This window comes from Bacteroides sp. L008 (assembly GCF_040812255.1).
Taxonomy (GTDB): Bacteria; Bacteroidota; Bacteroidia; order Bacteroidales; family Bacteroidaceae; genus Bacteroides; species Bacteroides vicugnae.
Genome location: NZ_JBFNXO010000001.1, coordinates 3,585,969 through 3,612,025 on the forward strand (window position 1 = coordinate 3,585,969; position 26,057 = coordinate 3,612,025).

A 26,057-nucleotide genomic window follows, 5' to 3' on the forward strand; every position below is an offset into this window, starting at 1 on the left:
AACTTAATTTGAAATATATACACAAAAAGGTTAAGAACCCTCTTGTGAAGGATTCTTAACCGAATTACCTGATTACCAGGCCAATGTTATTTAAGTTCAACTTCAGCTCCAGCTTCTTCCAATGTTTTCTTCAATGATTCTGCTTCGTCTTTAGCCAAACCTTCTTTAACTGTGCTAGGAGCACCGTCTACCAAGTCTTTAGCTTCTTTCAAACCTAGACCACAAGCTTCCTTAACGGCCTTAACTACCTGAAGTTTAGCTGCACCAGCGCTCTTCAATACTACGTCGAAAGAAGTTTTTTCTTCTGCGGCAGCAGCACCAGCTGCAGGACCAGCAGCAACAGCTACAGCTGCAGCAGCAGGTTCAATACCATATTCTTCTTTAAGGATAGTTGCAAGTTCATTAACTTCTTTTACTGTCAAGTTAACTAATTGTTCTGCAAAAGCTTTCAAATCTGCCATTTTTTGTATGATTTTAATTGTTTAAATACTTTGTTGATTTTTGAAAATTATTCGGGATGTTATTCCCAAGGCTATAACACCTTTTTCCATTTTTACGCTTCGGTACGTTCACCAAGAGTCTTGAGAACTCCGTGTAGGGTGTTACCACCTGATTGAAGAGCAGAAATAACATTCTTGGCCGGAGATTGCAGCAAGGCAACGATATCGGCGATAACTTCATTCTTACTCTTGATTGAAACGAGAGCATCCAATTGGTCAGCACCAATGTAGAAGCTTTCCTCTGCATATGCAGCTTTCAGTCCGGGAATACCGTCTTTTGCTTTGTCTTTGATCAGCTTAGCAGGAACGTTTGCAGTATTGCTAAACATAACAGCAGTAGTACCTTTCAAAGAACCGTAAAGAGGTGAAAAGTCTTCTTCCAAACTTTCGAGTGCCTTGTGAAGCAGAGTGTTTTTAACCACCATCAATTTGATGTCTGATTTAAAGCAATCTCTTCTCAATGCGCTGGTAGCGGCAGCATCCATAGCTGTAACGTCCACCAAGTAGAAGTGACCATATTCCTTTACTGTAGCAGCAATTTGCTCTATAATCGTACTTTTATCTTCCTTTCTCATTATTTCTCTGTTTTATTAGATTTCATCCACTGATTTCGGGTCGATCTTAATACCCGCACTCATTGTACTAGAAAGATAAATACTCTTAATATATGTACCCTTTGCTGCGGTCGGTTTCAGTTTGTTCAGAGTAGAGATGAACTCTTTCGCATTGTCGCGAATCTGATCAGGACTGAATGATACCTTACCGATAGAAGTGTGAACAATACCGCTCTTATCAACCTTAAAGTCAATTTTACCTTGTTTTACTTCTTTTACAGCCTTAGCAACATCCATAGTTACAGTACCACTCTTAGGGTTCGGCATCAATCCACGAGGACCGAGTACACGACCGAGTGCACCAATTTTACCCATGATAGATGGCATAGTGATGATTACATCAATATCAGTCCATCCACCTTTGATCTTTTCAATATATTCGTCAAGACCAACATAGTCAGCACCTGCTTCTTTTGCAGCAGCTTCAGCATCCGGTGTACAAAGTACCAACACACGCACTTCTTTACCAGTACCATGAGGAAGTGAAACAACACCTCTCACCATCTGGTTAGCTTTACGCGGGTCAACCCCTAAACGTACATCAATATCCAGTGAAGCATCGAATTTGGAAAAAGTGATTTCTTTTACCAAAGATGCAGCTTCTTTCAGTGAGTATGCTTTCCCTGCTTCAATCTTTTCTGCAGCTAACTTTTGATTTTTTGTCAGTTTACCCATTACAATTGAAGTTTATTAATTATTAACCGGGAACTCCCCTTTTACAGCGATACCCATACTTCTAGCTGTACCTGCAACCATTCTCATGGCAGCTTCCACAGTAAAACAGTTCAAGTCAACCATTTTGTCCTGAGCAATCGTACGAATCTGTTCCCAAGTAAGCTCGGCAACTTTCTTACGGTTAGGCTCAGCAGAACCACTCTTTACCTTAGCTACTTCAAGTAATTGAATAGCAACGGGAGGAGTCTTGATTACAAAATCGAAAGACTTATCTGCGTAGTAAGTAATGATAACAGGTAAAATTTTACCTGCTTTGTCTTGGGTTCTGGCATTGAATTGCTTGCAAAATTCCATGATATTGATACCCTTAGAACCCAAAGCAGGTCCAACGGGAGGTGATGGATTTGCAGCGCCTCCTTTAATCTGTAACTTGATTAGTCCAGCAACTTCTTTAGCCATTTTTTTATTGATTTATATATAAACATTAAACGAAGAACAACAACAGCGTAACAATTCCGTGTTATTCCTTTTCCACTTGCATAAAGCCCAATTCAAGCGGTGTTTTGCGCCCGAATATCTTTACCATGACCTTTAGTTTCTTTTTTTCACTATTCACTTCTTCAATGATGCCACTGAATCCGCTAAAAGGTCCAAAAGTAACTTTTACAGTTTCACCCACTACGTACGGAATATTGAGTTCTTCACCCGTTTCCTGCAGTTCGTCCACTGTACCAAGTATACGATTCACTTCTGATTGTCTGAGAGGCACCGGTTTCTCGGAGCCACCTAAAAAGCCTATCACATTCGGAGTGTTGCGCAAGTGATGAGCGACCTCACCAACCAAAGCAGCCTCCACCAAAACGTAACCAGGAAGATAACTTCTTTCCTTCACAATTTTTTTGCCATTGCGAACCTGGTAAACTTTTTCAGTAGGAATCAATACCTGAGATACATATTCACCAAGGTCGCTGTTCTTAAGATCAGCTTCAAGATATTCCTTTACCTTAGCTTCTTTTCCACTAATAGCACGCAGAACGTACCATTTCTTTTCAATCTCAGCCATTTTCAATTCCTATTTTTTTAATGTGGATAAACGATTTTTTCCATGAAGTTCTGGAAACAGACATCCATACCCCATACTACCAATGCAATAAGCAGGGAAGCATATAAAACAACTACTGCACTGTTAGCAAGTTCAGAATACGTAGGCCACGATACTTTATGTACAAGTTCGTCGTAAGATTCTTTAATATAAGCTATTACCTTTTTCATTTCAATAATATTAGCACGGGAGGAGAGGCTCGAACTCCCGACACCCGGTTTTGGAGACCGGTGCTCTACCAACTGAGCTACTCCCGTGTGTACATAATCAGTTCCCGATGAAAAACCGGGAACTGATTAATTATTGTGTATTAGTCGATAATTTCAGTAATCTGACCAGCACCTACCGTACGTCCACCTTCGCGGATAGCGAAACGAAGACCCGGGTTCAATGCTACTGGGTAGATCAACTCAACTGTAATAGTTACGTTATCACCCGGCATTACCATTTCTGTTCCTTCCGGCAAAGTGATTTCACCTGTACAGTCCATAGTACGCAAGTAGAACTGAGGACGATATTTGTTGTGGAACGGAGTGTGACGACCACCTTCTTCTTTCTTCAGGATATAGACCTCAGCTTTGAATTTAGAGTGCGGTTTAATCTGACCCGGTTTACAAAGAACCATACCACGTTTGATTTCGTTCTTGTCAACACCACGAAGCAAAAGACCCACGTTATCACCAGCTTCACCTTGATCCAACAGTTTACGGAACATTTCAACACCAGTTACAACTGATTTCTTATCTTCACCTAAACCAAGGATTTCAATTTCATCACCAACGTGAATAATACCTGTTTCGATACGTCCTGTTGCTACAGTACCACGACCTGTGATAGAGAATACGTCTTCAACCGGCATCAAGAATGGTTTATCAACATCGCGCGGAGGCAGTGGAATCCAAGTATCAACAGCATCCATCAGCTCCATAACTTTGTCTTCCCATTTTTCAACACCGTTCAATGCGCCAAGAGCAGAACCACGGATGATAGGAGTATTGTCACCGTCGAAATCATAGAATGAAAGAAGTTCTCTCATTTCCATTTCAACGAGTTCCAACATTTCTTCGTCGTCTACCATATCGCATTTGTTCAAGAATACAACCAGACGAGGTACGTTTACCTGACGAGCCAACAGAATGTGTTCGCGAGTTTGAGGCATCGGACCATCAGTTGCAGCACAAACGATGATAGCACCGTCCATCTGAGCAGCACCAGTTACCATGTTCTTTACGTAGTCAGCGTGACCCGGGCAGTCTACGTGTGCATAGTGACGGTTAGCTGTTTGATATTCAACGTGAGAAGTATTGATAGTAATACCTCTTTCTTTTTCTTCAGGAGCGTTGTCGATAGAATCGAAAGAACGCAATTCTGAAAGACCTTTTTTTGCCAACACTGTAGTGATAGCAGCTGTCAACGTTGTCTTACCGTGGTCTACGTGACCGATTGTACCAATGTTCACATGCGGTTTGGTACGTTCAAATTTCTCTTTAGCCATAGCTTTACTTGTTATTTATTTGATTAATAATCAGCATTTACATCCTTTATGAGCTGTTACCGGGATTTGAACCCGGGACCTCTTCCTTACCAAGGAAGTGCTCTACCACTGAGCTATAACAGCAAGAAAAGAGAGCGGAAGACGGGGCTCAAACCCGCGACCCTCAGCTTGGAAGGCTAATGCTCTATCAACTGAGCTACTTCCGCATTCTTGCCAAAGTTGTCACTCTGATTGTGGGCAAAGATGGATTCGAACCACCGAAGGCGTAAGCCAGCAGATTTACAGTCTGCCCCATTTGGCCACTCTGGTATTTGCCCTTTTCAAAATCAAGAAATAAAAGAACTCTTTTCAAACAATATGATAAAGACAGATGTTCTTTCTTTGTTCTTCAGTTTCTTTTTGAGCCTCTTGTCGGATTCGAACCAACGACCCCGAGATTACAAATCACGTGCTCTGGCCAACTGAGCTAAAGAGGCAAACTTACTAAAAAATGCAACCGTCACGTTCTAACGCGAGCGAAACGGCTGCAAATTTAGTTATTTATTTCTTTCCCGCAAAATATTTGGGATTTTTTTATTTGCTACGTTGCTTTTCCTTGTATTTAACCAGCTGTTTTCCGAGCGCTTCCACATCTAAATCAATTGCCTCTTCAAATGTATCACACACTTTGCTTGCATAAAACTCTCCATTAGGGATTAATATTTTAATGCCTGCTTCTTTATTTTCAGCAACTTCTGGTTTTACTACCTTTAATGACACCTCTACTTTCTTTATATCTTCGTAATATTTTTCCAACTTAGACACTTTCTTCTGAATAAATGCCTGCAATTGCTCTGACGCATCAAAGTGAATTGATTGAATTCTAACATCCATACTTACCTCCTTTTTTTAAGCTCTTGGATGAGCTTGTTTATACACTTTTTTAAGTTCTTCAAATGTGGCATGCGTATAGATCTCGGTAGTCGTAATGCTCTCGTGACCTAAAAGTTCTTTTACCGCACCCAACTCCGCTTCATTATTCAGCATTGTGGTAGCAAAAGTATGCCTCAACACGTGAGGACTCCTTTTCTTCAGCGTTGCCACCTTTGACAGGTTCCGTTTCACTAAATTATAGACCAGATTCTTATAAAGCCGTTCGCCATTCTCTCTAATAAAGAAAGCCTCCGACCTTTCCGGAATCGTTTCGTTTCTTACATTAATATATTCAAGCATCAACTCCCGCAGTTCATCACCGAACGGTATCAGTCGTTGCTTATTTCTTTTCCCGGTCACTTTCAGAAGAGAAGCCGAAAAATCCACATCCTTATCATCCAAACCTATTAATTCCGAAAGTCTCATGCCAGTAGCATAAAACACTTCAATCACCAACCGGTCCCGACAACCTTTAAATCCTTCGCCAAAATCCGTATCATCCAACAACCGATTCATTTCGTTCTCTTTTAAGAACACAGGCAACGGCTTTTTGTTTTTAGGTCCTTTTATTTTACGCAAAGGATCCATAGTCGTTTCTCCCTGTCTTATGAGATACTTGTAAAACGTTCGGAGCGAACTTAGCTTACGATTTACAGAAGTTGAGGTATACCCTTTATCCATCAATGAAACAATCCATTCACGAATCAGTTCCGCCTCGACCTCTAACGGATTAAACTTTCCATACTCTTCCTGAGCAAACTCCTGCAGTTGCTTTATATCTTCACCGTACGCAAGAACGGTTTTTTCAGAATAGTTCCGCTCATACTGGAGATAATCAAGAAAAGATTCTATCAACATAATATCGCTACATCTAAAATCGTGCAACGAATGTATGAAAAGAATTCAATAATTCAAAGGAAATTACGAATTATTAATCTTCTACTTGCTGAAGTTGTTGTACGTAAACTGCGCGTTCTTTCTTAAGTCTTTTAGTTACAGACGGTTTATCAAACTGCTGTCTGCTTCTCAATTCTTTTACGATGCCAGTTTTCTCAAATTTTCTTTTGAACTTCTTCAGCGCTTTTTCAATGTTTTCGCCTTCTTTTACAGGTACTACAATCATTTTGTTACTATTAATATGTTATGATTAAAAAAATTCCGCAGTCAAATTGCGCCGCAAAATTACACATACTTTCTTTATTCACAAAACTTTCGGCAAATATTTCTCAAAAACTATTCATAAACAAGTCATTAAATGCAGAAAGTTAGTACCTTTGAAACACTTACATGTCTATAATAATATAATAAGGTATGAAACAGAACATAAAAGAACGAGTGCATGCTTTGCGCATGACCTTCCATCCCAATTACATCAAAGCATTCATTATCCCCAGCACCGACCCTCATCTTAGTGAGTATGTGGCTCCCCACTGGATGTCACGCGAATGGATTTCCGGTTTCACAGGTTCCGCAGGAACAGCGGTCATCCTGATGGACAAAGCGGGATTATGGACCGACTCACGTTACTTCCTTCAGGCAGAGAAAGAGCTGGAAGGCAGCGGCATCACACTCTACAAAGAGATGTTGCCGGAAACTCCAAGCATAACAGAGTTTCTCTGCCAGCACTTAAAACCCGGAGAATCTGTAAGCATTGACGGGAAAATGTTCTCCGTGCAACAGGTAGAACAAATGAAAGAAGAACTAGCGGTACATCAGTTACAGGTAGATATATTTGGAGATCCATTAAAAAACATCTGGAAAGACCGTCCCTCCATCCCTGACTCTCCAGCTTTTATTTATGATATCAAATATGCAGGAAAAAGCTGCGAAGAAAAAATATCCGCCATCCGTTCGGAGTTGAAGAAGAAAGGCGTCTATGCTTTATTCATATCTGCACTGGACGAAATAGCATGGACTCTCAATCTACGAGGAAACGATGTACATTGCAATCCAGTCATAGTGAGCTACCTGTTAATTACACAGGATGAGGTGACTTACTTTATTTCTCCGGAAAAAGTGACGCCGGAGGTCGAGACTTATCTAAAGAAACAACAAATAGGAATACAGAAATATGATGAGGTAGAGACATTCCTGAATTCTTTCTCCGGAGAAAATATTCTTATTGATCCACGGAAAACGAATTATGCGATTTACTCGGCCATCCATCCGAAATGTTCCATTATTCGCGGCGAGTCTCCCGTCACATTATTGAAAGCCATTCGTAATGAGCAGGAAATAGCCGGCATCCATGCTGCCATGCAACGGGATGGAGTGGCACTTGTCAGATTTCTCAAGTGGCTGGAAGAATCTGTATCCACCGGAAAAGAAACTGAATTAAGTATAGATAAAAAGCTGCATGAGTTCAGAGCAGCACAGCCTCTCTACATGGGAGAAAGCTTCGACACCATTGCAGGATATAAAGAGCATGGAGCAATCGTGCATTATTCGGCAACGCCGGAAAGCGATGTCCCCCTTCAGCCTAAAGGGTTCCTACTCTTAGATTCAGGGGCACAATACTTGGACGGAACCACTGACATCACTCGTACCATCGCATTAGGCGAACTGACGGAAGAGGAAAAGACGGATTATACCTTAATATTAAAGGGACACATAGCATTGGCTATGGCCAAATTCCCAGCCGGAACCCGTGGTGCGCAACTCGATGTACTGGCGCGTATGCCTATCTGGAACCACAGAATGAACTTTCTCCATGGCACAGGGCACGGCGTCGGGCATTTCTTGAGTGTACACGAAGGTCCACAAAGCATTCGTATGAATGAGAACCCTGTAATTCTCCAACCCGGTATGATTACATCCAACGAACCTGGTGTTTATAAGGCAGGCAGTCACGGGATACGTACGGAGAATCTGACGTTAGTCTGCAAAGATGGAGAAGGAATGTTTGGAGAATATCTTAAATTTGAGACTATCACTTTATGTCCTATCTGCAAAAAGGGGATCATCAAGGAGATGTTGACAAAGGAGGAAATCGAATGGCTGAATAATTACCATCAGACTGTTTACGAAAAGCTATCTCCAGATCTTAACGAGGAAGAAAAAGTCTGGTTACAGGAAGCTACCACTTCTATTTAAGAAATAAGATGTCTGACACCCGGGTGTCAGCATACCCAACACCCGGATGTCAAGCTTACCAAGACCCGGGTGTCAGGACGACCGACACCCGGGTGTCGGACAACATAACATAGTATCAACTAAAAAACATTATTAAATCAAACAAATCTCATGGCTTTAATAAAATCAGTACGCGGATTCACCCCCGAAATCGGAGAAAACTGTTTTCTCGCAGATAACGCAACTATTATAGGAGATGTAAAAATAGGAAATGATTGTAGCATCTGGTTTAGTACCGTATTAAGAGGAGATGTCAACTCTATACGAATCGGCAATGGCGTTAACATCCAAGACGGAAGTGTCTTGCATACATTATACCAGAAATCGACTATTGAAATAGGCGACCATGTATCTGTAGGACACAATGTTACGATCCATGGGGCAACCATCAAAGACTATGCTCTAGTTGGAATGGGATCAACCATCCTGGACCATGCCGTAGTAGGAGAAGGTGCAATTGTTGCCGCCGGTTCATTGGTATTAAGCAATACCATTATTGAACCCGGAAGCATCTGGGGAGGAGTACCTGCCAAGTTTATCAAAAACGTAGACCCTGAGCAAGCCAAAGAGCTTAATCAGAAGATCGCTCACAACTATCTGATGTATTCTCAATGGTATAAGTAGAAGATAAACATCAGATAACTAAACAGATATAAGATGAGAGATACATTTCAAAACAAGTATCTCTCATCTTTTTATCCACCTAATAACATTCATATAATTATTTCTCATTCTATTTTTAGCTGTCTCCCATCATTCTCCCACCATATTATTTAATTCCAATCAATCCATTCTGTTGAACTATTCGTAAATTGTCCACATTCAAGTTATTTAACCTATTGGATATAGACAAAATACGAATTATTCGTAGCTTTGTAAATCGGTCAAAGTAACACACATAATATAGAAACATATAACCCTACATCATTTATGAGAATCAAACAACTACTTATCATCTTCTTTCTTACGGCACTACCCACCATCCATGCCCAAAACTCTGGAAAAGAATATTTAAAGAAGGTACTTACCAAACTGGAAAAGATTGAATCCGCCACATATAACATCACTAATGAAAGCTGGCAGCATGGCGATTCAACAGCATTGTCCATCCTGCATGGATTCGTTAAAGAATACAATAATCCCATGGACTCGACCATAGGTGCAAGTTATGTTTCACTGGATGCCAATGATACAACAAAGATGGATTTTTATTATGACGGCAACATAAGAGCATTGACCTATCATGATAACAAGAAATTAGTAATTGATGATTTTACATTCAGGCCACTTCCTTTCAGACCAGTGAGCCCTCCATTCTTCAACCACGCAAAGAACATCATCCAATATGCACTTACTACCAAAGATCATACTACACTAGAACTAAAAGACGAAGGCAATAATTACTATTTCAAATTAGTAATTGATGAAAATCAGCAGGTTGAATTCTTTGGAAAAGCTTATCACCTGCCTCTTCCTCCATTCGACATTGGCAATACGACTTCCATATACGAACTATGGATTGATAAATCGAATGATCTACCTTATAAGAAACGAAGAGAGATGTCCCATGACATTAGCGTTTCAACGTGTTCGGATCTTCAGATTAATAACTTAACAATCAACGACTTCAATACAGCTCATTATTTCCCGGAAGATTATGAAATAGTAAAATACAGCGACCTCCACAAGAAAGACGGAGATTCATCAGCCTCCAAACTTATCGGTAAAAAAGCTCCCACTTGGATATTAGAAAACATAGAAGCACAACCCGTATCATTAGCCGACTGCAAAAGCAGAATCATACTCATCAACTTCACCGGTATCGGTTGTGGTGCTTGTCAGGCAGCTATTCCTTTTTTAAAACAGTTAAAAGATTCATTCAATAGTGAAGAGTTTGATCTCATTGCCATAGAATCCTGGAGTCGAAAAACATCTGCTATCCGGAACTATGCAAACCGAAAGGAACTGAATTATACCATTCTAAATGCAACCAATGAGGTTATCAAAGAATATCAGACAGGTGGTGCTGCTCCTTACTTTTTCATTATGGACCAAGAGCGAATCATACGAAAAGTAATCAGAGGTTATAGTAAAGAGAATACTGATAAAGAAATAATAAATGCAATAAAAGAACTACTATGAGAAAGTTAGAAGTCAACAAATAAAATGCTTGGCTACCAACATAGAGAAACAATGAGGAGTGTACCTAAACTACCTTATAAATGAAGAATCACCTTTAGCACAGAAATTGTGTTAAAGGTGATTCTCCATTTATTTATAAGTTTTTTGCACTGCCCTCTTATATCAGGGCTTACGTTAATCGATACAATATATTTAGAAATTAATCATGTGCATAATCTTCTCCGTCGCACCGGCATTGCTAGTCACATAATAACCGGCATTCGTTCCGGTTTCGCGCAAAAAGACCTCATCTGTCAGGAAACGATCCAACAAAGTTTTCAGCTCATCGTAATCTTTGATAGAATAAGCACCTTTTGCTTCCAGCAATTGAACAGCCTCCATGAATTTCTGATACTTCGGTCCGAAAATCACCGGAATACCATATACAGCCGCTTCCAATGTGTTGTGAATTCCTACTCCGAAACCACCGCCGATATAAGCTATTTCACCATAACGGTAAATAGAGGACAATAGGCCGAAGCAATCTATTATAAGGCAATCCGCTTTCAATACATTTCTTTCGTCAGCACGGGTATAGCGCACATACGGACGTTTCAGTTTACCGATGATCTCAACCAGGTGATTCTCATCGATCACATGCGGAGCAATAATCAACTTCATTTCCGGATGATTATTGAAATATTCGAGGAATAAATCCTCATCAGGTCCCCATGAGCTTCCGGCAACAAAAGTAAAAGAATTGTTTCCTTTAAATTTCTCCACCAACGGGAGTTCTTTAGCCTCTTCGCGGATTTGCAGTACACGGTCAAAACGGGTATCCCCCACCACTGTCACACGACTGATGCCGATTTTCGACAAATAACGTTTGGATGCCTCATTCTGAACAAACAGATGATCGAAATCTTTCAAGACATTGCGATAAGTGCCACCGTACCATTTAAAGAATATCTGTTCGCGACGGAAGATGGACGACACACTATATACCGGAATACGGCGCTTGTGCAGCTCATCCAGATAATTCTTCCAAAACTCATATTTGATAAAGAACGCCATGCAAGGATTTGCAATATCCAGGAACTTCTTCACATTCCTCGGCTTATCAAACGGCAGATAGCAAACAATATCCGCCCCCCGGTAATGCTTACGCACTTCATAACCGGAAGGAGAGAAAAATGTCAGCAATATCTTATAGTTAGGATATTTCTCACGAATCATTTCTATCAGAGGGCGTCCTTGTTCAAACTCCCCCAGTGAAGCAGCGTGAAACCAAATATACTGTTCCCCTTTTTCCACTTGTTGGCGTAAAAGTTCATACACCACCCAATGCCCCTTCATCATCTTCCGGGGCTTGCGGCTAAACGGAGCAGCCAAATGGACGATAAAGTCATAAATGACTATTGCCAGGTCGTAAAGCATAGTACTGTGTCGATTACTTCAAAACCTCTACCGCCCGTTTCATACGAGCTATCGTCTCCTCTTTGCCCAATACCCAGGAAATATCGAACATGTGCGGGCCTTTTCCTTCACCCACCAATGTCAGACGGAAAGCATTCATGATATTACCGGTATGGTAACCTTTCTCTGCAATCCAGTCCATAACGACTTTTTCCTGTCCTTCAATGCTAAAATCTTCAATACCGGCAATCACTTCCGCCAATTCGGTCATACATTTGGCAGAATCTTCTTTCCAACGTTTCTTCACCGTCTTTTCGTCATATTCGGTAGGAGCCACAAAGAAGAAGCTACATACATCCCACAGTTCTTTAATGAAACTTACCCGGTCTTTCATCATGCCAACCACAGTCACTACCTTTTCGAAAGGAGCCTCTACGCCTTGTTCTTTCAAGAAAGGCAAGAACAGTTCCGCAATTTCTTCGTTAGGTTTCTGCTGTATATATTGATGATTGAACCATATTCCTTTTTTATAGTCGAACTTAGCTCCCGACTTGCTGCAACGGTGAAGATCAAACAATTTAATCAATTCGTCCATCGACATCACTTCCTGATCATTACCCGGATTCCATCCCAATAAAGCCAGGAAATTAATCACAGCTTCGGGCAAATAACCGGATTCACGATAACCAGAAGAGATTTCTCCGGATTTCGGATCGTGCCATTCCAATGGGAATACAGGGAATCCGAGACGGTCACCGTCACGCTTGCTTAATTTTCCATTACCTTCCGGTTTCAACAACAAAGGCAGGTGAGCAAACTCCGGCATCGTATCTTCCCAGCCGAAAGCACGGTACAACAACACATGCAAAGGAGCGGAAGGCAACCATTCCTCACCACGAATCACGTGGGAAACTTCCATCAAATGGTCATCCACGATATTTGCCAAATGGTAAGTAGGCAGTTCGTCAGCCGATTTATAAAGCACTTTATCATCCAGAATAGATGAGTTTATTACTACTTCACCACGAATCAGGTCATTTACATGAATATCTTCATTCGGTTCGATTTTGAAACGAACAACATATTGTTTGCCTTCAGCAATCAGTGCATCCACTTCTTCCTTCGGCATAGTTAATGAGTTGCGCATCATACCACGGGTAGATGCATCATATTGGAAGTTAGCAATTTCAGCACGCTTAGCGTCCAGTTCCTCCGGAGTATCAAAAGCGATGTATGCTTTTCCATTTTCCAGCAAAATCTGCACATATTTCTTGTAGATTTCGCGGCGTTCCGACTGACGGTACGGACCGTGTTCACCACCGAAGCTCACTCCCTCGTCAAAGTGGATACCCAACCACTTAAAAGATTCGAGTATATACTCTTCCGCTCCCGGAACGAACCGGTTAGAGTCAGTGTCTTCAATACGAAATATCAAGTCTCCGCCGTGTTGACGCGCAAATAGATAATTATACAAAGCTGTACGCACACCACCGATGTGCAATGCTCCCGTAGGACTTGGAGCAAAACGAACTCTTACTTTTCTTTCTGCCATAATTTGGGTTAGTATAGGTAAATCGTGGCAAAATTAAACCTTTTTTTCCACACTATTGTTTTTTTTTGTACTTTTCGCAAAAATTTCAGTGGATATGGAACATTTGAAGAAGAAAAAAAGATTTTCATGGAGAGATTTACTATATAAATCACTGCTATTTGTGGGCACTGTAACACTGATTGTCTATTTCCTGCCACGTGACGGAAAATTCAATTACCAGTTCGACATCAACAAGCCCTGGAAGTACGGACAGTTGATCGCTACTTTCGACTTTCCTATTTATAAAGAAGATGCAGTAGTAAAAAGGGAACAAGATAGCCTGATGGCTTTCTTCCAACCTTATTATCAACTGGATAAGAATATAGAGAAAGACGCAATCGCCAAACTGAAGGAGAATTACCACACGAATCTGAAAGGTATTCTCCCTTCCATTGATTATTTACGGTACATCGAACGCACTTTAAAAGAAATCTATCAGGCAGGTATCGTTTCGACAGAGAATATACAGCAGCTTCACAAAGACAGCACTTCATCCGTCATGGTGATTGATGATAAACTGGCTAATCCACAGGCTACCGAGAATCTTTACACAGTAAAAAAAGCCTATGAGCACTTGCTGTCGGCAGATTCCACTCATTTCAACCGGGAAATTTTAAGGCAATGCTCACTGAACGAATACATCACTCCCAACCTTACCTTTGACGAGGAACGTACCCAGGCTGCCAAAGAAGAGATTCTGAACAACTATTCCTGGGCAAACGGATTGGTAGTCAGCGGGCAAAAGATTATTGACCGGGGGGAAATCATCAGCCCGCATACCTATAATATCCTGGAGTCATTACGCAAAGAATCCATCAAACGGAATGAGTCCATGGGACAGAACCGTCTGATTCTCGGCGGACAGATTCTGTTTGTAGGAATGCTGATGCTTTGTTTTATGCTTTATCTCGACCTGTTCCGGAAAGACTACTATCAACGGAAAGGCAGTCTGTCATTGCTATTCACGTTGATTGTATTTTACAGTGTCATAACCGCTTTCATGGTAACACATAATCTATTTAATGTGTATATCATCCCGTACGCGATGCTGCCCATTATCATCCGCGTCTTCCTTGATTCGAGGACTGCTTTCCTGACGCATGTCATTACCATACTGATATGCTCCATATCCCTACGCTTTCCGCATGAATTCATTCTGACACAGTTGGCAGCAGGATTGGTGGCAATATTCAGTCTAAGAGAGCTATCGCAAAGGTCCCAACTTTTCCGGACAGCTTTATTGGTCATACTGACTTATGCAGCCATTTATTTCGCCTTCGAATTGATGACAGAGAACGGCCTTTCCACCGACTTTTCGAAGTTAAACATACGAATGTACACCTACTTCATCATCAATGGAATCTTGTTATTATTCACCTATCCTTTACTCTTTTTATTGGAAAAGACTTTCGGATTTACTTCCAATGTAACGTTGGTAGAACTTTCGAATATCAATAATGACCTTTTACGGCAAATGTCCGAAACGGTTCCGGGCACATTCCAACATTCCATGCAGGTGGCCAATCTTGCTGCGGAAGCAGCCATCCGTATTGGAGCCAAAAGCCAGTTAGTACGTACAGGAGCTTTGTATCATGACATTGGCAAGATGGAAAACCCTGCTTTCTTCACAGAAAATCAGTCAGGAGGAATAAACCCGCATAAGAACCTGAATTACGAACAAAGTGCACAGGTCGTCATCAGTCATGTGACGGATGGATTGAAATTAGCTGATAAACACAATCTGCCTAAAGCTGTCAAGGACTTTATCAGCACGCATCACGGACGGGGAAAAACAAAATATTTCTATATTTCCTGGAAGAACGAGCATCCGGACGAAGAACCGAATGAAGAACAGTTCACCTATCCCGGTCCGAATCCGTTCACCAAAGAGCAGGCTATCCTGATGATGGCGGATGCCGTGGAAGCCGCATCACGCAGTCTCCCGGAATATACGGAAGAAACAATCAGCAACCTGGTCGACAAGATTATCGATTCCCAGGTCACTGAAGGTTACTTTAAGGAATGTCCTATCACTTTCAAGGACATAGCGACTGTGAAAACTGTGTTCAAAGAAAAACTAAAGATTGCTTATCATACCCGGATCAGTTATCCTGAGTTAAAGAAGTAAGCAAACCTGCGCAAGCGTCTTCAAGAACATCGAGTACATATTCAAAACCCTCGGCCCCTCCATAATAGGGGTCAGGGACATGATCTGCAGGAATACGGGTGCAATACTCCGTCATGCGATGAATCTTCTTCCATTCTTCAGGAGAAGGGGCTTTGTCTTTCAAATCATCTATGTTCCGGTCGTCCATACCGATGATCAGATCAAAATGATAGAAATCTTCCGTACGGACGGGGCGAGAACGATGCACTAATTGATAACCGCGACGAGCAGCATGAGCACGCATCCGGCTATCCGGCAATTCGCCCTGATGATAAGACAGGATTCCGGCAGAATCTATCACAAATTCTTTTTCCAGTCCCGCCTCTTCAATTAAATGAAGCATTACGCCTTCAGCCGTAGAGCTACGGCAGATATTTCCTAAACAGACAAATAATATTTTCTTCATAATTTACTTTTAACGATACAGAAATGATATAGAATACTTATATATTTTTAGGCACGGATTACACGGATTTCGCGGTTTTAAAAGATTAACCAATTAAAAACCGTGTTATCCGTGTAATCCGTGCCTAAATATGATAGTTCACCACAGTACTAGAACGAATTTAATATCTGATTAGCCCGGTTCACGGTTACTGCGGCCGGGATTTCCGGCATACTACCCAAATGGAACGGAGCAAGCATTTTCTCAATTTTCTTTAATCCGGCCTTATTTCCTTTTTTCTCAAATTCCTGACGAAGAATATGGATCTTCTCATGCGCCTGTATTCCTTCAATCAGACGTTCGAAACGGATACAACTGCGAGCTCCCGGATATACAAGATAAGTATCTCCACCTGCCCAGCTACGGAAACGGGAATCGAGCAACGGTTCCAACGGCCAGCTGTTATATGCCCAACGCAGATAGCCATCCAGCTGTTTCTTAGATGAATAATAACTCATCCAAGCTGCTTCTGCAGGCTCAGAGAAAGTAAACGTGTTAGGATGGGCTTCCGTACAGCAAGTATAGTAATTAGTACGTTTGTTCTCGGCAACACGACGAAGACGCACCTCTTCCGGAAAATCCTGTCCGATGACAATACAGTAATCATACAGTTCCGGCTCAATCTCCGCATGATAGTTTCCAGCCAATGAAACTTTAAAATCCGGATCAGCTTTACGAATCACTTTCAACGTCTTCTGCATCACTTCCATCGGACGTTCGTCCATCGCAATGGCACAAATATCAAACCATCCTTTTTCTTTCAGATGCTTGGAGAAAGAGGCAAGCATCGCTCCCCACATTTCTTCATAAGCCGCTTCACCCGGTGCAGTTTTCACGAATTGCAAAGAGTTGGTTGCCTGATCGTAATATTGGAATGACAACTCCCAGGGAACCATTGAGTAACAATTAATCTGTTTATCAATGCCTACACTCATCATAAATTCCACCCAACGGTCGAAGATGGTATAATCAAAAGCCCATGTTCCATCTGCCCGTTTCATCCAGGTGACCATTGTATCAAAATAATCTTCTGTCTGACCATTCCAGGGTTTGTACGTCAAAGTCGCCGTGATAATCTTCTGTCCGGCATCTGCCAACATTTTCATTAAAGGACGCATGGCGTCGAAATGCTCCTGACTCCATAAAGGAACCTGATAATAACGTGCCACTGCATAAGGACTTTGCCATAAATCCAAGTGGTAAGCCCATTCCGAAGGTTGAGGAAGCTCACGGGGAGAAACGGTAATTTCCAGATTCAGGCGTTGCAATAAACGCGAGCCGTCATTGATTAATAACTCCCCTCGGTAAGTTCCGGGAGTAGCCGATTGCGGAATCCAGCACTGTACCCAAACCGGTTGAACAGTACGAGCAGGCAAAGCCATCGTTTTCAGGTTGGTATCAATAGGGTCGGCCACCAATAATGAATCATAATCCACAGATTTCCGGTGTCCGCACGCCCCTCTCCCATCTTTGTTCAATTCATCCGTCATCACATAACGGACAAAACCACCTGTAAATGCATCTTTGGGAAGAACATTTCCCTTTTTATCCTTGAAATCACCAAAGCTGAAATTCAGATCCTTCAGTTCTACGCCTGTCCACACAACAGCTTGCGCGTTCACCCGTTCGCCACGCCAGCCTTTCAGGGAAACAGTCTGTTGTTTCTTCAACTGCGGGAGTTGATGTTTTGCATACCGGACATCTGTTGTACCCCAAGAGACTTGAGTGGAAGTCACCGCTGCCCACTCTTTATCAGAAGGTGCAGTAGGATCAGGCAACTCCTGATAAGTCAGTAAAGGGAACTTCGGTTGTCCTGTCGGAACACCGCATTGAGTTACTCCTTGCTGGGCAAAAACTGCACCCATGCTAAAAAGACAAGTCAGAGAAAAAATAGTAAGTCGTTTCATGGTTAGTTAATTAAATTAATAAAGGTTATTATATGGGGGAAAAATATTAAATCACATAGGGTCTACATCATAATAAACAATCAAAGATTTATAGCGTTCGTCCGCCAACATCTCGCGCTGGATGCGTAACAGCAATTCCCGCGCACGTCCCATCGGGGCATTCTGCTCAATCTTGACGACGATCTTTTTGATAAACAAAGTCTGGATACGGGCAACAGGAGGTTTGTCCGGACCTAATACCCGATTGCCAAATACTGACCGCAACTTATCCGCCATCACTGCCGCCATCTGATCCAGTAACGCTTCATTATGATTTTTCAGATAAACATATACCAGCCGATAATAAGGAGGATAATGGAACATCTGGCGTTCCGCCAATTGTCCGCCTACCATATCTTCATAATCATTGGCAATGACCTGATGAATGATAGGATGATCGATGCTCTTGGTTTGCAATACCACCCGTCCGCGTTTGTTCTTACGTCCGGCACGTCCCGCTACTTGCGCCATCAACTGAAAAGCACGTTCATAGGAACGGAAATCGGGATAATTCAACATGGTATCGGCATTCAATATACCTACTATACTGACATGATCGAAATCCAACCCTTTTGATACCATTTGCGTACCAATCAATATGTCCGTCTTTCCCTGCTCAAAGTCTGCAATAATCTTCTCATAAGCCGAGCGGGTACGTGTAGTATCCAAATCCATCCGGGCTACGGCAGCTTCCGGGAAAAGAATTTTGATGTCATCTTCAATCTTTTCCGTACCGAAACCACGGTTCACCAGTTCTGTCCCCTCGCAGGCAGGGCAGGATTTCGGCAGTTGATAGGTATAACCGCAATAGTGACAAGTTAACTGATTGATTCCTTTATGATAAGTAAGACTTACGTCACAATTCTTACACTTGGGCACCCAGCCGCAGGTACGACACTCCACCATCGGGGCAAACCCACGACGGTTCTGAAAGAGAATCACCTGTTCTTTCTGTTCCAAAGCCTCTTTCATATATTGTATCAGGAGCGGTGAGAATTGTCCGACCATCCGTTTTTTGCGATGCAATTCCTTAATATCCACCGGAATAATCTCCGGCAACTGGATTTCTTTATATCGTTCTTTCAGTTGTACGAAACCATATTTTCCCTCTCTTGCATTCTGCCACGACTCGATAGAAGGAGTAGCCGTACCCAACAGAGTCTTAGCTCCGTACATGGCAGCCAGTACAATAGCTGCGCTACGCGCATGATAGCGGGGAGCGGGATCTTGTTGTTTATATGTATTTTCGTGCTCTTCGTCCACAATCACCAATCCCAGATTCCGAAAAGGCAGGAAAATAGAAGAACGAACGCCCAGAATAATATCATATCCCTTCTCTCCCAGTTGCTTCCTCCATATTTCAACCCGTTCGGCATCGGGGAATTTAGAATGATAGATACCCAGACGAGCACCGAAAACCCGTTGCAAACGCTCCGTAATTTGAGTGGTCAATGCAATTTCCGGCAACAAATATAACACCTGCTTTCCCTGGCGAATCGCTTCTTCTATCAGATGGATATAAATTTCAGTCTTACCGCTGGACGTTACCCCATGAAGCAAACAAACGTTTTTCTCCTGAAAAGACTGTACGACTTCATCAAATGCACGTTGTTGAAACTCATTTAAAGGATTTAATTCGACAATCTCCTTCTCCTGCTTGTCCAACCGGCCGATTTCATGGTAGTAGATTTCAAAAATCTTCTTATCCACCAATCCATTCAATACAGAAGGAGCCACATTAGCCCGCTGCAACAGTTCTTTCTTAGAGACTTCTTTCGGAGTTCCCGCTCCTAAAACACCGGAACACTCCACATATTTCATAAGCAACGCCAACTGCTTCGGAGCACGAGACAGGATATCAAACAGGATATGAAGCCGTTTCTCATCCGCTGCACCCGCAAGCCGGACCCGTGCCTCTGTTTTCGGTTTATAAGTACGTCTCAATTCCTCCTTGACGAAAATCGCTTCTTTATCGAGCAGAGACTTGATGACAGCAAGGATATTTTTGATGCCGCTGTCTTTCTCCAGTTTAGTGACGCACTGCTGCGAATCTATGGCAAGTAAGTCCAAAATACGTTGTTCACGTTCCGGCAATGGCGCATCCGCTTCAAAATCAGGATTATATTCAACAATCGTTTCACTCTCCAGTTTCAGTCCGGAGGGAAGTGCCGCTTTATAAACATCGCCTTGTGTACAGAGATAATAGTCGGCTATCCACTCCCAAAATTTGAATTGAGCGGGTAACAAGATGGGAGAAGCATCCAGTAATGCAGATATATCTTTCACTTCGTATTCCGTTGGAGCACAATAATGAACGTTGAGGACGATAGCCGTATAAAACTTCTTCCGCCCGAAAGGAACTACCACACGGCAGCCTATCTTCACATCTTCCGCACATTCATCCGGCAAAGAGTAAGTAAAACTCTTCGGAAGCGGAAGCGGTAATATGACATCTACATACTTTTTCATTGCAGCCACAAAAATACAATAAAAAAACGGGGATTTAAAAGAAGGAAGGGAGAACACTTAAAAAGAAAACTCTACTTTATACGAGAATAGAAGAAAATATATTCGAGAGTGTAACAAGATCATCTCAAACAAAAAAAGAGTTTCCGGTTATCGGAAACTCTTTTTCATATACTATGTAAAGCGACAGACTACTTAAAAAATATAGGCTACAGATACTTGCCAAGTCTTAGTCTTATAAGAAGCATTTGTACCTTCAATATCAGCAGTATCGCCCAATGGGATATTGTAATTAGCCCCCACCTGCAAATGGTTCAGCAATTTCACACCCGCACCCACATTGATACCTACTTCTGCTTTCTTCTTATCAATTCCCGATTTCTTTTCAAAATCGAAATAAAAATCAGGACCTGCAGCCAGATAAATGCCTGCCAGACTTCCCAAGCCAATGGTATATTTCAGGTTCACAGGAATATCAATACCGTTTTGCTTAACAGTAAAATCTTCATTTCCTTCTGAAACTTTGATACCCCGTTGAGCAAAAAGCAAAGATGCATCTACTCCCAACCCTACGATTGGAATATTAAACTCGGCCATCGGACCGATAAAGAAGCCTGTGAAATTATCCTTTTTAAAGTTTTCGCTCACATTAGAGAAACTCGCCTTTGACAAGTTCAAACCTCCCTTTACACCAAAGTGTATCTGCGCCTGAGCAGGCATTGCCATAGCTATACACATAGCAATCATTAAAGCACCAAAAATCTTTTTCATAAATTTACGTGTTTATAATTCGGGACAAAGATATATATTTAGATTAAATAAACACAAATTCTTGGTTGTTTGTTCATTTAAAGACGTCGTTTCCCCTCCTGACGAACTAATAAGAATTTCTTATAAGTTCGATTTTATCCAATTGGTACGGTTATGAAGCAATTGATATTTTAGCAAATAAGTATTAAATTAATCCGATTTTACTTCCTGATTTTCATACAGATTCTTTTCAGCCAACAGGTACAGCAAGTAGTCTGCCCCAAGACGAGTTCTTTTTCCAACTTCCGCAACCGGTCGCATTGTTTCAGCCATTTGACTTGTAAGGTATCATAGAGGATTCCGGCTGCTTTATATCTTGTGATTTCTTTATCTTGTTTGCCTAAGAGTGATAGGTATATTGAACAAAGTTTTGACTTATCTATGCAATATCGTTCCAGTTTTTCGATATACATCAAGGTAGCTCCTTTTTCATTTCGACTCATAAACTCCTGAACACTGTCATCACTGATGATGTCAATGCCCGGCCTTTCGTAGTCCACAGTGATTTCTCGCATTTCTACCAAGACCCAGAGATATTCTGTCTCGAATCCGTACTTTGCAGCTGCCTCTTCTATACTAATCCATTGTGCCATAGCGTTTGTTTTTTCATGTGTGATACAAATAAGGGATGAATAATATTTTATTCATATATATTAGTACAACGAGCATCCACGCTTTTTTGCAGTCCGCCGGGTGGGGATTGGCTAGGTTAAAATTGGGGCAATTTATAACCGGCCGAATACAAGAAAGACGCAGATGCTGCTGTACCATTATCTGATCTTAAGGCTAGCAACACCCTCACAAAAGATAATGATAACAGCAGACACCCACGTCAATCGTTTATATATAACACATCTCTTACGAATATGTTGATATACATCCGTTCACGTGGAGTATCTGCCGTATCATCTCTCTTTGTTTGGATTGGCTATTTCTAAGATCGAGAGATAATACGCTTTTACTCCAATAAGGAAATAAAACCGCTTTCTGCCTATTCCATCACGCTGATGGGCTGAAAGCGTACGGCAAAGATATATGTTTTTTTTGAAATGCAGTCGAAATATGGAAATAAATACTGGAAGTTATGTATTAAAATGAATCTGACAAAAGACGACTCTACTTCTCGTTCTTGATTATGGAACTTTCTCACAAATAAAAGTTGTAGCTGTTTTTACTCTCACACCCTCACCCATTGGTTCAATCCCTTTATTCATCGGCATTACAGGTGTGAGAGTAAAGGTGAGGGTAGAAGTTACCCTCACACTACCCTCACGTTGCAAATGGCTTATCCATTAGGAAAGTTCCAGTTTCCAATAGTACGAATAAAAGTTTCATGTAATGATACTAATAGTTTCCCGGTGAGAGACTATAGTTTCCCCGTAAGGAAACTACATTTTCCCCGTAGGGAAACCATTGTTCCCCCATAGGGGAAACTTTAGTTTCAAGCCTGCGAACAGATTGTTTCACACCTCTAAACAGATTGTTTCAAGCCTCTAAACAAATTCAAGCTGCCACTGACCGGAAATTAGCCAACCAGTAATCACGGGAAAAACACAACTTACCCGACAACTGAAATCAGGATGAGCCCCACACAGCGTATGCGACTAGAAAGACGTATTCTTACTACTCTATGAGAACAAATCATTCAACGCTTCGCTCATGCTGGGATGAGTAAAGATGAAATCACGCAGGAAAGTATAATCCTGACCTGTTTTCATTGCCATGGCAACTATATTAATGACCTCGCTGGCATCAGGCGCAAACAGCATACAACCTACTATTTTTCCCGTATTCTTATCAATGACAGCTTTCAGCAGACCGTCCGTCTCTCCCAATGTCTTTGCTCTCGGTATCGCCATAACAGGCAATTTCTTGATAATCACATCCAAATTCTGCTTACGAGCCTCATCCTCATTCAATCCGATACGTGCCAATGGAGGATCAATAAATACGGAATAAGCAACCGGATTACGGTCACTTGTTTTCCGCTCCTTATCTCCAAACAAATCTTCGCGGATAATCCGATAATCATCCAATGAAATATAAGTGAACTGCAAACCACCTTTCACATCACCCACGGCACGTATATTCGGATTAGTTGTCTTCAGATATTCATCCACAATGATCGCTCCACGTGCGTCCGTCTCCACTCCGGCAACTTTCAGATTCAGATCTTTCGTGTTCGGCCTGCGTCCTGTAGCCAACAATACGGCATCAGCTTCAAGTTCGAACACCTCATCAGTTTGTGAGTCAGAGAAAACAACGACAGCCCTATTTTCAACATGCTTCACAGATTGTACCTTCGCGTTCATCCGAAAAACAATGCCTTTTTTCTCCAATGTTTCTTTTACACTTGCAGCAATATCCCGATCCTCACGGGCAATCAGCTCCGGATAACTTTCGAGTACCGTCACTTGTGAACCGAACGAAGCATACATAGACGCAAACTCCAAACCAATATAACCGCCGCCAACAATAACCAGCCGACGGGGAAGATCGGTCAATTCCATGATTGAAGTACTGGTATAAACCAAAGAATTGTCCGCAACTCCTTCAATAGGCGGAATTATTGTTTCCGCTCCGGTGTTGATAATTATTTGCTTTGATGTCAACCATATTTCTTCAGTAGATGTACGGACAGAAACCACATCGGCAGATACAAAAGAACCTACACCTGTATAAACTGTTACATTAGGATGATCCGCCAGATTATGGTAATTCTTGCCTCTCAACGCACTTGTCACAGACTCCTTCACAGCAATAGCATTGCGATAAAACGCACTTCTTTCTTCAAATGTGGAGTCTTCCATACCGGAAGCAATTTTAGCCTGATGAACCAACGTCTTTGTCGGAATACAGCCGATATTGATACACGTTCCTCCATACATTTTATCAGAACGTTCAACAATGGCGACTTTCCGCCCACGTTTTGCAAACTCTGCCGCAAGGGTCTTTCCTCCCTTACCGAAACCGATAATAATAACATCAAATGCATTCATATCTATATAACTTTTAATGGGTTCAAGACTTGCTTATCAGGTTAACAACGAATGATATTGCAAAGTTCGTCGCTTTCGAAGTAATAAACAATAACCATTTCGCCGGATAAATTAGCAATTATTCCCATATAAGGTCAAAGTAATAAATAATCAAAAATCGCCGGAACAGATCAATGATCTGCCCGGCGATTTCTCATCTTAAACCAATCTCCACTTACTATATATCAATCAACGATTCGGGTGAATGTCCAACTTCACCGGTTTAATCATATTCTCCGGTTTTAAGATAGTATCCAAGTCTTCTTTGGAAAGAATGTTATGCTCCAAAACAAGTTCATAAACTCCCTTCCCGGTTTCCAATGCTTCTTTGGCTATTTTGGTAGAGTTCTTATATCCGATCACCGGATTCAGGGCTGTCACTACTCCGATACTGTTATGCACATCTCTCCTGCATTTTTCTTCATTAGCCGTAATGCCGTCGATGCATAACGTGCGCAAAGTGTCGAAACCATTCATCAACAGATCGGCAGACTCGAAACAGCATTGTGCCATTACCGGCTCCATTGCATTCAGTTCCATTTGAGCCGCTTCACCGCTCATGGCTACGCAGAGGTCGTTTCCTATTACTTTATAGGCTATCTGATTCATGACTTCGGGAATAACCGGATTCACTTTTCCCGGCATGATGGAAGAGCCCGGCTGCATTGCCGGCAGATTGATTTCCCCCAATCCGCAACGCGGACCGGAAGCCAGCAACCGCAAGTCATTACATATTTTATTCATTTTAACAGCAACACGCCTCATCGCTCCCGAATAGCCTACCATGCAGGAAGTATCCGAAGTGGCTCCTACCAAATCGTCTGCAAGTTTGATATCCAATCCCGTAATCTTGCGCAAAGCGGCAATGCACTTCTCCGCATATTCCGGTTCGGCGGTAATTCCTGTTCCGATGGCCGTTGCTCCCATATTGACTGCCAGAAAATCCTGTGCGGCGAAATCGAGATTCTTCACTTCATGCGACAGAATACTTGCAAAGCCATTAAAGGTTTGCCCAAGCGTCATCGGTACGGCATCTTCCAGTTGGGTACGCCCCATTTTGATGATATGCGCAAACTCATTCGCTTTCTTCCGGAAAGACTCGATCAGAACCTCCAAATGCTTAACCAACTTCAAATGAGTATAATACAGTCCAATGTGGATGGCAGTAGGATAAGCATCGTTGGTCGATTGCGAACGGTTGACATGATCGTTGGGTGAACAGTATTGATACTCTCCCCGCTGATGTCCCATCAGTTCCAATGCCCGGTTGGCAATCACTTCATTGGCATTCATGTTAGTGGTCGTACCGGCTCCTCCCTGAATCATGTCTACGGGGAATTGCTCGTGATGCTTTCCTTCAAGTATTTCTTTACAGGCTCTCAAGATAGCATCCGCTTGTTCTTCTGTTAATAAGTCCAGTTCACGGTTGGCAACGGCGGCTCCCATCTTGGTAATAGCCAATGCCTGAATGAACAAAGGATATTCATTCAAATGAAACTTGCTGATGCGAAAGTTTTCGATACCACGGAGTGTCTGTACTCCATAGAGTGCACTTTCCGGCACTTCACGACTACCTATCAGGTCACTCTCTGTACGAGTTTTTTTTGATAAATTCTGTTCCATATCG

The 26,057-nt window shown here is 41.9% G+C and carries 23 protein-coding genes and 5 tRNA genes; 4 read left to right on the forward strand and 24 right to left on the reverse strand.

The annotated features are described in order from the left end of the window. Window positions 1-86 precede the first annotated feature (86 nt). From rplL to rpsU, 15 genes are all read right to left on the reverse strand, one after another. Complete coding sequence (rplL, locus tag AB3G73_RS14410; RefSeq protein WP_004296358.1) at window positions 87-461, reverse strand: 50S ribosomal protein L7/L12; 375 nt, start codon at window positions 459-461, stop codon at window positions 87-89. A gap of 92 nt (window positions 462-553) precedes the next feature. After that, entirely contained in the window at window positions 554-1,075 is a 522-nt protein-coding gene (gene rplJ, locus AB3G73_RS14415) for a 50S ribosomal protein L10 (RefSeq protein WP_099145748.1), read from the reverse strand. A gap of 15 nt (window positions 1,076-1,090) precedes the next feature. After that, window positions 1,091-1,789 carry a 50S ribosomal protein L1 gene (gene rplA, locus AB3G73_RS14420; protein ID WP_004296360.1) on the reverse strand — a complete coding sequence of 233 codons (699 nt, stop codon included), beginning with the start codon at window positions 1,787-1,789 and terminating at the stop codon, window positions 1,091-1,093. Window positions 1,790-1,804: 15 nt separating this feature from the next. Then, a complete protein-coding gene (gene rplK, locus AB3G73_RS14425) occupies window positions 1,805-2,248 on the reverse strand; it encodes a 50S ribosomal protein L11 (RefSeq protein WP_004307548.1) in 444 nt (147 codons plus the stop codon). A 61-nt stretch (window positions 2,249-2,309) separates the two neighbouring features. Beyond that, window positions 2,310-2,852 (reverse strand): transcription termination/antitermination protein NusG, encoded by a 543-nt coding sequence (nusG, locus tag AB3G73_RS14430; protein WP_004296362.1) that lies wholly within the window; start codon window positions 2,850-2,852, stop codon window positions 2,310-2,312. A gap of 17 nt (window positions 2,853-2,869) precedes the next feature. After that, window positions 2,870-3,061 (reverse strand): preprotein translocase subunit SecE, encoded by a 192-nt coding sequence (secE, locus tag AB3G73_RS14435; protein WP_004296363.1) that lies wholly within the window; start codon window positions 3,059-3,061, stop codon window positions 2,870-2,872. Window positions 3,062-3,075: 14 nt separating this feature from the next. Then, a tRNA-Trp gene (locus AB3G73_RS14440) sits at window positions 3,076-3,148 on the reverse strand. Window positions 3,149-3,201: 53 nt separating this feature from the next. After that, window positions 3,202-4,386 (reverse strand): elongation factor Tu, encoded by a 1,185-nt coding sequence (gene tuf, locus AB3G73_RS14445; protein ID WP_008997824.1) that lies wholly within the window; start codon window positions 4,384-4,386, stop codon window positions 3,202-3,204. A 51-nt stretch (window positions 4,387-4,437) separates the two neighbouring features. Continuing rightward, a tRNA-Thr gene (locus AB3G73_RS14450) sits at window positions 4,438-4,509 on the reverse strand. A 10-nt stretch (window positions 4,510-4,519) separates the two neighbouring features. Continuing rightward, window positions 4,520-4,592 (reverse strand) — tRNA-Gly (locus AB3G73_RS14455). A 28-nt stretch (window positions 4,593-4,620) separates the two neighbouring features. Beyond that, window positions 4,621-4,703: transfer RNA gene (locus AB3G73_RS14460), tRNA-Tyr, on the reverse strand. An 85-nt stretch (window positions 4,704-4,788) separates the two neighbouring features. Continuing rightward, window positions 4,789-4,862 (reverse strand) — tRNA-Thr (locus AB3G73_RS14465). Window positions 4,863-4,959: 97 nt separating this feature from the next. Beyond that, window positions 4,960-5,259 (reverse strand): ribosome-associated translation inhibitor RaiA, encoded by a 300-nt coding sequence (raiA, locus tag AB3G73_RS14470; RefSeq protein WP_004310895.1) that lies wholly within the window; start codon window positions 5,257-5,259, stop codon window positions 4,960-4,962. Between the two features lie 15 nt (window positions 5,260-5,274). Continuing rightward, window positions 5,275-6,156, reverse strand: a complete 882-nt coding sequence (gene xerC / locus AB3G73_RS14475; RefSeq protein WP_367745148.1) for a tyrosine recombinase XerC — start codon at window positions 6,154-6,156, stop codon at window positions 5,275-5,277. Between the two features lie 73 nt (window positions 6,157-6,229). Further along, window positions 6,230-6,421, reverse strand: coding sequence for a 30S ribosomal protein S21 (gene rpsU, locus AB3G73_RS14480; protein ID WP_002558090.1), 192 nt, complete (start codon window positions 6,419-6,421; stop codon window positions 6,230-6,232). 188 nt (window positions 6,422-6,609) lie between these two features. Here rpsU and AB3G73_RS14485 point away from each other — a divergent pair, with 188 nt between their 5' ends. From AB3G73_RS14485 to AB3G73_RS14495, 3 genes are all read left to right on the forward strand, one after another. After that, the gene (locus AB3G73_RS14485; protein ID WP_148365527.1) at window positions 6,610-8,391 is read left to right on the forward strand and encodes an aminopeptidase P family protein; all 1,782 of its coding nucleotides are present in this window, start codon (window positions 6,610-6,612) and stop codon (window positions 8,389-8,391) included. 150 nt (window positions 8,392-8,541) lie between these two features. Beyond that, window positions 8,542-9,054 (forward strand): gamma carbonic anhydrase family protein, encoded by a 513-nt coding sequence (locus tag AB3G73_RS14490; protein WP_008997822.1) that lies wholly within the window; start codon window positions 8,542-8,544, stop codon window positions 9,052-9,054. Between the two features lie 306 nt (window positions 9,055-9,360). Beyond that, complete coding sequence (locus AB3G73_RS14495) at window positions 9,361-10,572, forward strand: TlpA disulfide reductase family protein (RefSeq protein ID WP_217722731.1); 1,212 nt, start codon at window positions 9,361-9,363, stop codon at window positions 10,570-10,572. A gap of 192 nt (window positions 10,573-10,764) precedes the next feature. Here AB3G73_RS14495 and AB3G73_RS14500 read toward each other — a convergent pair whose 3' ends face one another. Continuing rightward, window positions 10,765-11,988, reverse strand: a complete 1,224-nt coding sequence (locus AB3G73_RS14500) for a 3-deoxy-D-manno-octulosonic acid transferase (RefSeq protein ID WP_004296372.1) — start codon at window positions 11,986-11,988, stop codon at window positions 10,765-10,767. 13 nt (window positions 11,989-12,001) lie between these two features. Then, window positions 12,002-13,519: a glutamate--tRNA ligase gene (gltX, locus tag AB3G73_RS14505; protein WP_122137475.1), complete on the reverse strand. Its 1,518-nt coding sequence runs from the start codon at window positions 13,517-13,519 to the stop codon at window positions 12,002-12,004. A gap of 94 nt (window positions 13,520-13,613) precedes the next feature. Here gltX and AB3G73_RS14510 point away from each other — a divergent pair, with 94 nt between their 5' ends. Then, window positions 13,614-15,686 (forward strand): HD family phosphohydrolase, encoded by a 2,073-nt coding sequence (locus AB3G73_RS14510; protein WP_148365528.1) that lies wholly within the window; start codon window positions 13,614-13,616, stop codon window positions 15,684-15,686. Here the strand turns inward: AB3G73_RS14510 and AB3G73_RS14515 are convergent. The 7 genes from AB3G73_RS14515 to aspA all read right to left on the reverse strand — a co-directional run bounded on the left by AB3G73_RS14515 (window position 15,661) and on the right by aspA (window position 26,053). Further along, complete coding sequence (locus AB3G73_RS14515; protein ID WP_148365529.1) at window positions 15,661-16,131, reverse strand: low molecular weight protein-tyrosine-phosphatase; 471 nt, start codon at window positions 16,129-16,131, stop codon at window positions 15,661-15,663. The genes AB3G73_RS14510 and AB3G73_RS14515 overlap by 26 nt on opposite strands. Window positions 16,132-16,280: 149 nt before the next feature. After that, entirely contained in the window at window positions 16,281-18,077 is a 1,797-nt protein-coding gene (locus tag AB3G73_RS14520) for a glycoside hydrolase domain-containing protein (RefSeq protein WP_367745149.1), read from the reverse strand. 51 nt (window positions 18,078-18,128) lie between these two features. Next, window positions 18,129-20,585: a primosomal protein N' gene (priA, locus tag AB3G73_RS14525; RefSeq protein WP_148365531.1), complete on the reverse strand. Its 2,457-nt coding sequence runs from the start codon at window positions 20,583-20,585 to the stop codon at window positions 18,129-18,131. Window positions 20,586-20,777: 192 nt separating this feature from the next. Beyond that, on the reverse strand, window positions 20,778-21,353 hold the full coding sequence (locus AB3G73_RS14530; RefSeq protein ID WP_148365532.1) for a porin family protein: 576 nt from the start codon (window positions 21,351-21,353) through the stop codon (window positions 20,778-20,780). 200 nt (window positions 21,354-21,553) lie between these two features. Beyond that, window positions 21,554-21,985 (reverse strand): hypothetical protein, encoded by a 432-nt coding sequence (locus AB3G73_RS14535; RefSeq protein ID WP_148365533.1) that lies wholly within the window; start codon window positions 21,983-21,985, stop codon window positions 21,554-21,556. Window positions 21,986-23,020: 1,035 nt separating this feature from the next. Then, entirely contained in the window at window positions 23,021-24,391 is a 1,371-nt protein-coding gene (locus tag AB3G73_RS14540; RefSeq protein WP_148365534.1) for an FAD-dependent oxidoreductase, read from the reverse strand. Window positions 24,392-24,619: 228 nt separating this feature from the next. After that, window positions 24,620-26,053 (reverse strand): aspartate ammonia-lyase, encoded by a 1,434-nt coding sequence (gene aspA / locus AB3G73_RS14545; protein ID WP_148365535.1) that lies wholly within the window; start codon window positions 26,051-26,053, stop codon window positions 24,620-24,622. Between the last annotated feature and the right edge of the window lie 4 nt (window positions 26,054-26,057).

Bases quoted from the DNA above. Each gene is read 5' to 3' on its own strand.
- raiA (WP_004310895.1), bottom strand. From the start codon at position 5,259: ATGGATGTTAGAATTCAATCAATTCACTTTGATGCGTCAGAGCAATTG.
- xerC (WP_367745148.1), bottom strand. From the start codon at position 6,156: ATGTTGATAGAATCTTTTCTTGATTATCTCCAGTATGAGCGGAACTAT.
- aspA (WP_148365535.1), bottom strand. From the start codon at position 26,053: ATGGAACAGAATTTATCAAAAAAAACTCGTACAGAGAGTGACCTGATA.
- rpsU (WP_002558090.1), bottom strand. From the start codon at position 6,421: ATGATTGTAGTACCTGTAAAAGAAGGCGAAAACATTGAAAAAGCGCTG.
- AB3G73_RS14500 (WP_004296372.1), bottom strand. From the start codon at position 11,988: ATGCTTTACGACCTGGCAATAGTCATTTATGACTTTATCGTCCATTTG.
- secE (WP_004296363.1), bottom strand. From the start codon at position 3,061: ATGAAAAAGGTAATAGCTTATATTAAAGAATCTTACGACGAACTTGTA.
- tuf (WP_008997824.1), bottom strand. From the start codon at position 4,386: ATGGCTAAAGAGAAATTTGAACGTACCAAACCGCATGTGAACATTGGT.
- AB3G73_RS14520 (WP_367745149.1), bottom strand. From the start codon at position 18,077: ATGAAACGACTTACTATTTTTTCTCTGACTTGTCTTTTTAGCATGGGT.
- AB3G73_RS14535 (WP_148365533.1), bottom strand. From the start codon at position 21,985: ATGGCACAATGGATTAGTATAGAAGAGGCAGCTGCAAAGTACGGATTC.
- rplA (WP_004296360.1), bottom strand. From the start codon at position 1,789: ATGGGTAAACTGACAAAAAATCAAAAGTTAGCTGCAGAAAAGATTGAA.
- AB3G73_RS14510 (WP_148365528.1), top strand. From the start codon at position 13,614: ATGGAACATTTGAAGAAGAAAAAAAGATTTTCATGGAGAGATTTACTA.
- priA (WP_148365531.1), bottom strand. From the start codon at position 20,585: ATGAAAAAGTATGTAGATGTCATATTACCGCTTCCGCTTCCGAAGAGT.
- rplK (WP_004307548.1), bottom strand. From the start codon at position 2,248: ATGGCTAAAGAAGTTGCTGGACTAATCAAGTTACAGATTAAAGGAGGC.
- gltX (WP_122137475.1), bottom strand. From the start codon at position 13,519: ATGGCAGAAAGAAAAGTAAGAGTTCGTTTTGCTCCAAGTCCTACGGGA.
- rplJ (WP_099145748.1), bottom strand. From the start codon at position 1,075: ATGAGAAAGGAAGATAAAAGTACGATTATAGAGCAAATTGCTGCTACA.
- AB3G73_RS14530 (WP_148365532.1), bottom strand. From the start codon at position 21,353: ATGAAAAAGATTTTTGGTGCTTTAATGATTGCTATGTGTATAGCTATG.
- AB3G73_RS14490 (WP_008997822.1), top strand. From the start codon at position 8,542: ATGGCTTTAATAAAATCAGTACGCGGATTCACCCCCGAAATCGGAGAA.
- rplL (WP_004296358.1), bottom strand. From the start codon at position 461: ATGGCAGATTTGAAAGCTTTTGCAGAACAATTAGTTAACTTGACAGTA.
- AB3G73_RS14515 (WP_148365529.1), bottom strand. From the start codon at position 16,131: ATGAAGAAAATATTATTTGTCTGTTTAGGAAATATCTGCCGTAGCTCT.
- AB3G73_RS14540 (WP_148365534.1), bottom strand. From the start codon at position 24,391: ATGAATGCATTTGATGTTATTATTATCGGTTTCGGTAAGGGAGGAAAG.
- AB3G73_RS14495 (WP_217722731.1), top strand. From the start codon at position 9,361: ATGAGAATCAAACAACTACTTATCATCTTCTTTCTTACGGCACTACCC.
- AB3G73_RS14485 (WP_148365527.1), top strand. From the start codon at position 6,610: ATGAAACAGAACATAAAAGAACGAGTGCATGCTTTGCGCATGACCTTC.
- nusG (WP_004296362.1), bottom strand. From the start codon at position 2,852: ATGGCTGAGATTGAAAAGAAATGGTACGTTCTGCGTGCTATTAGTGGA.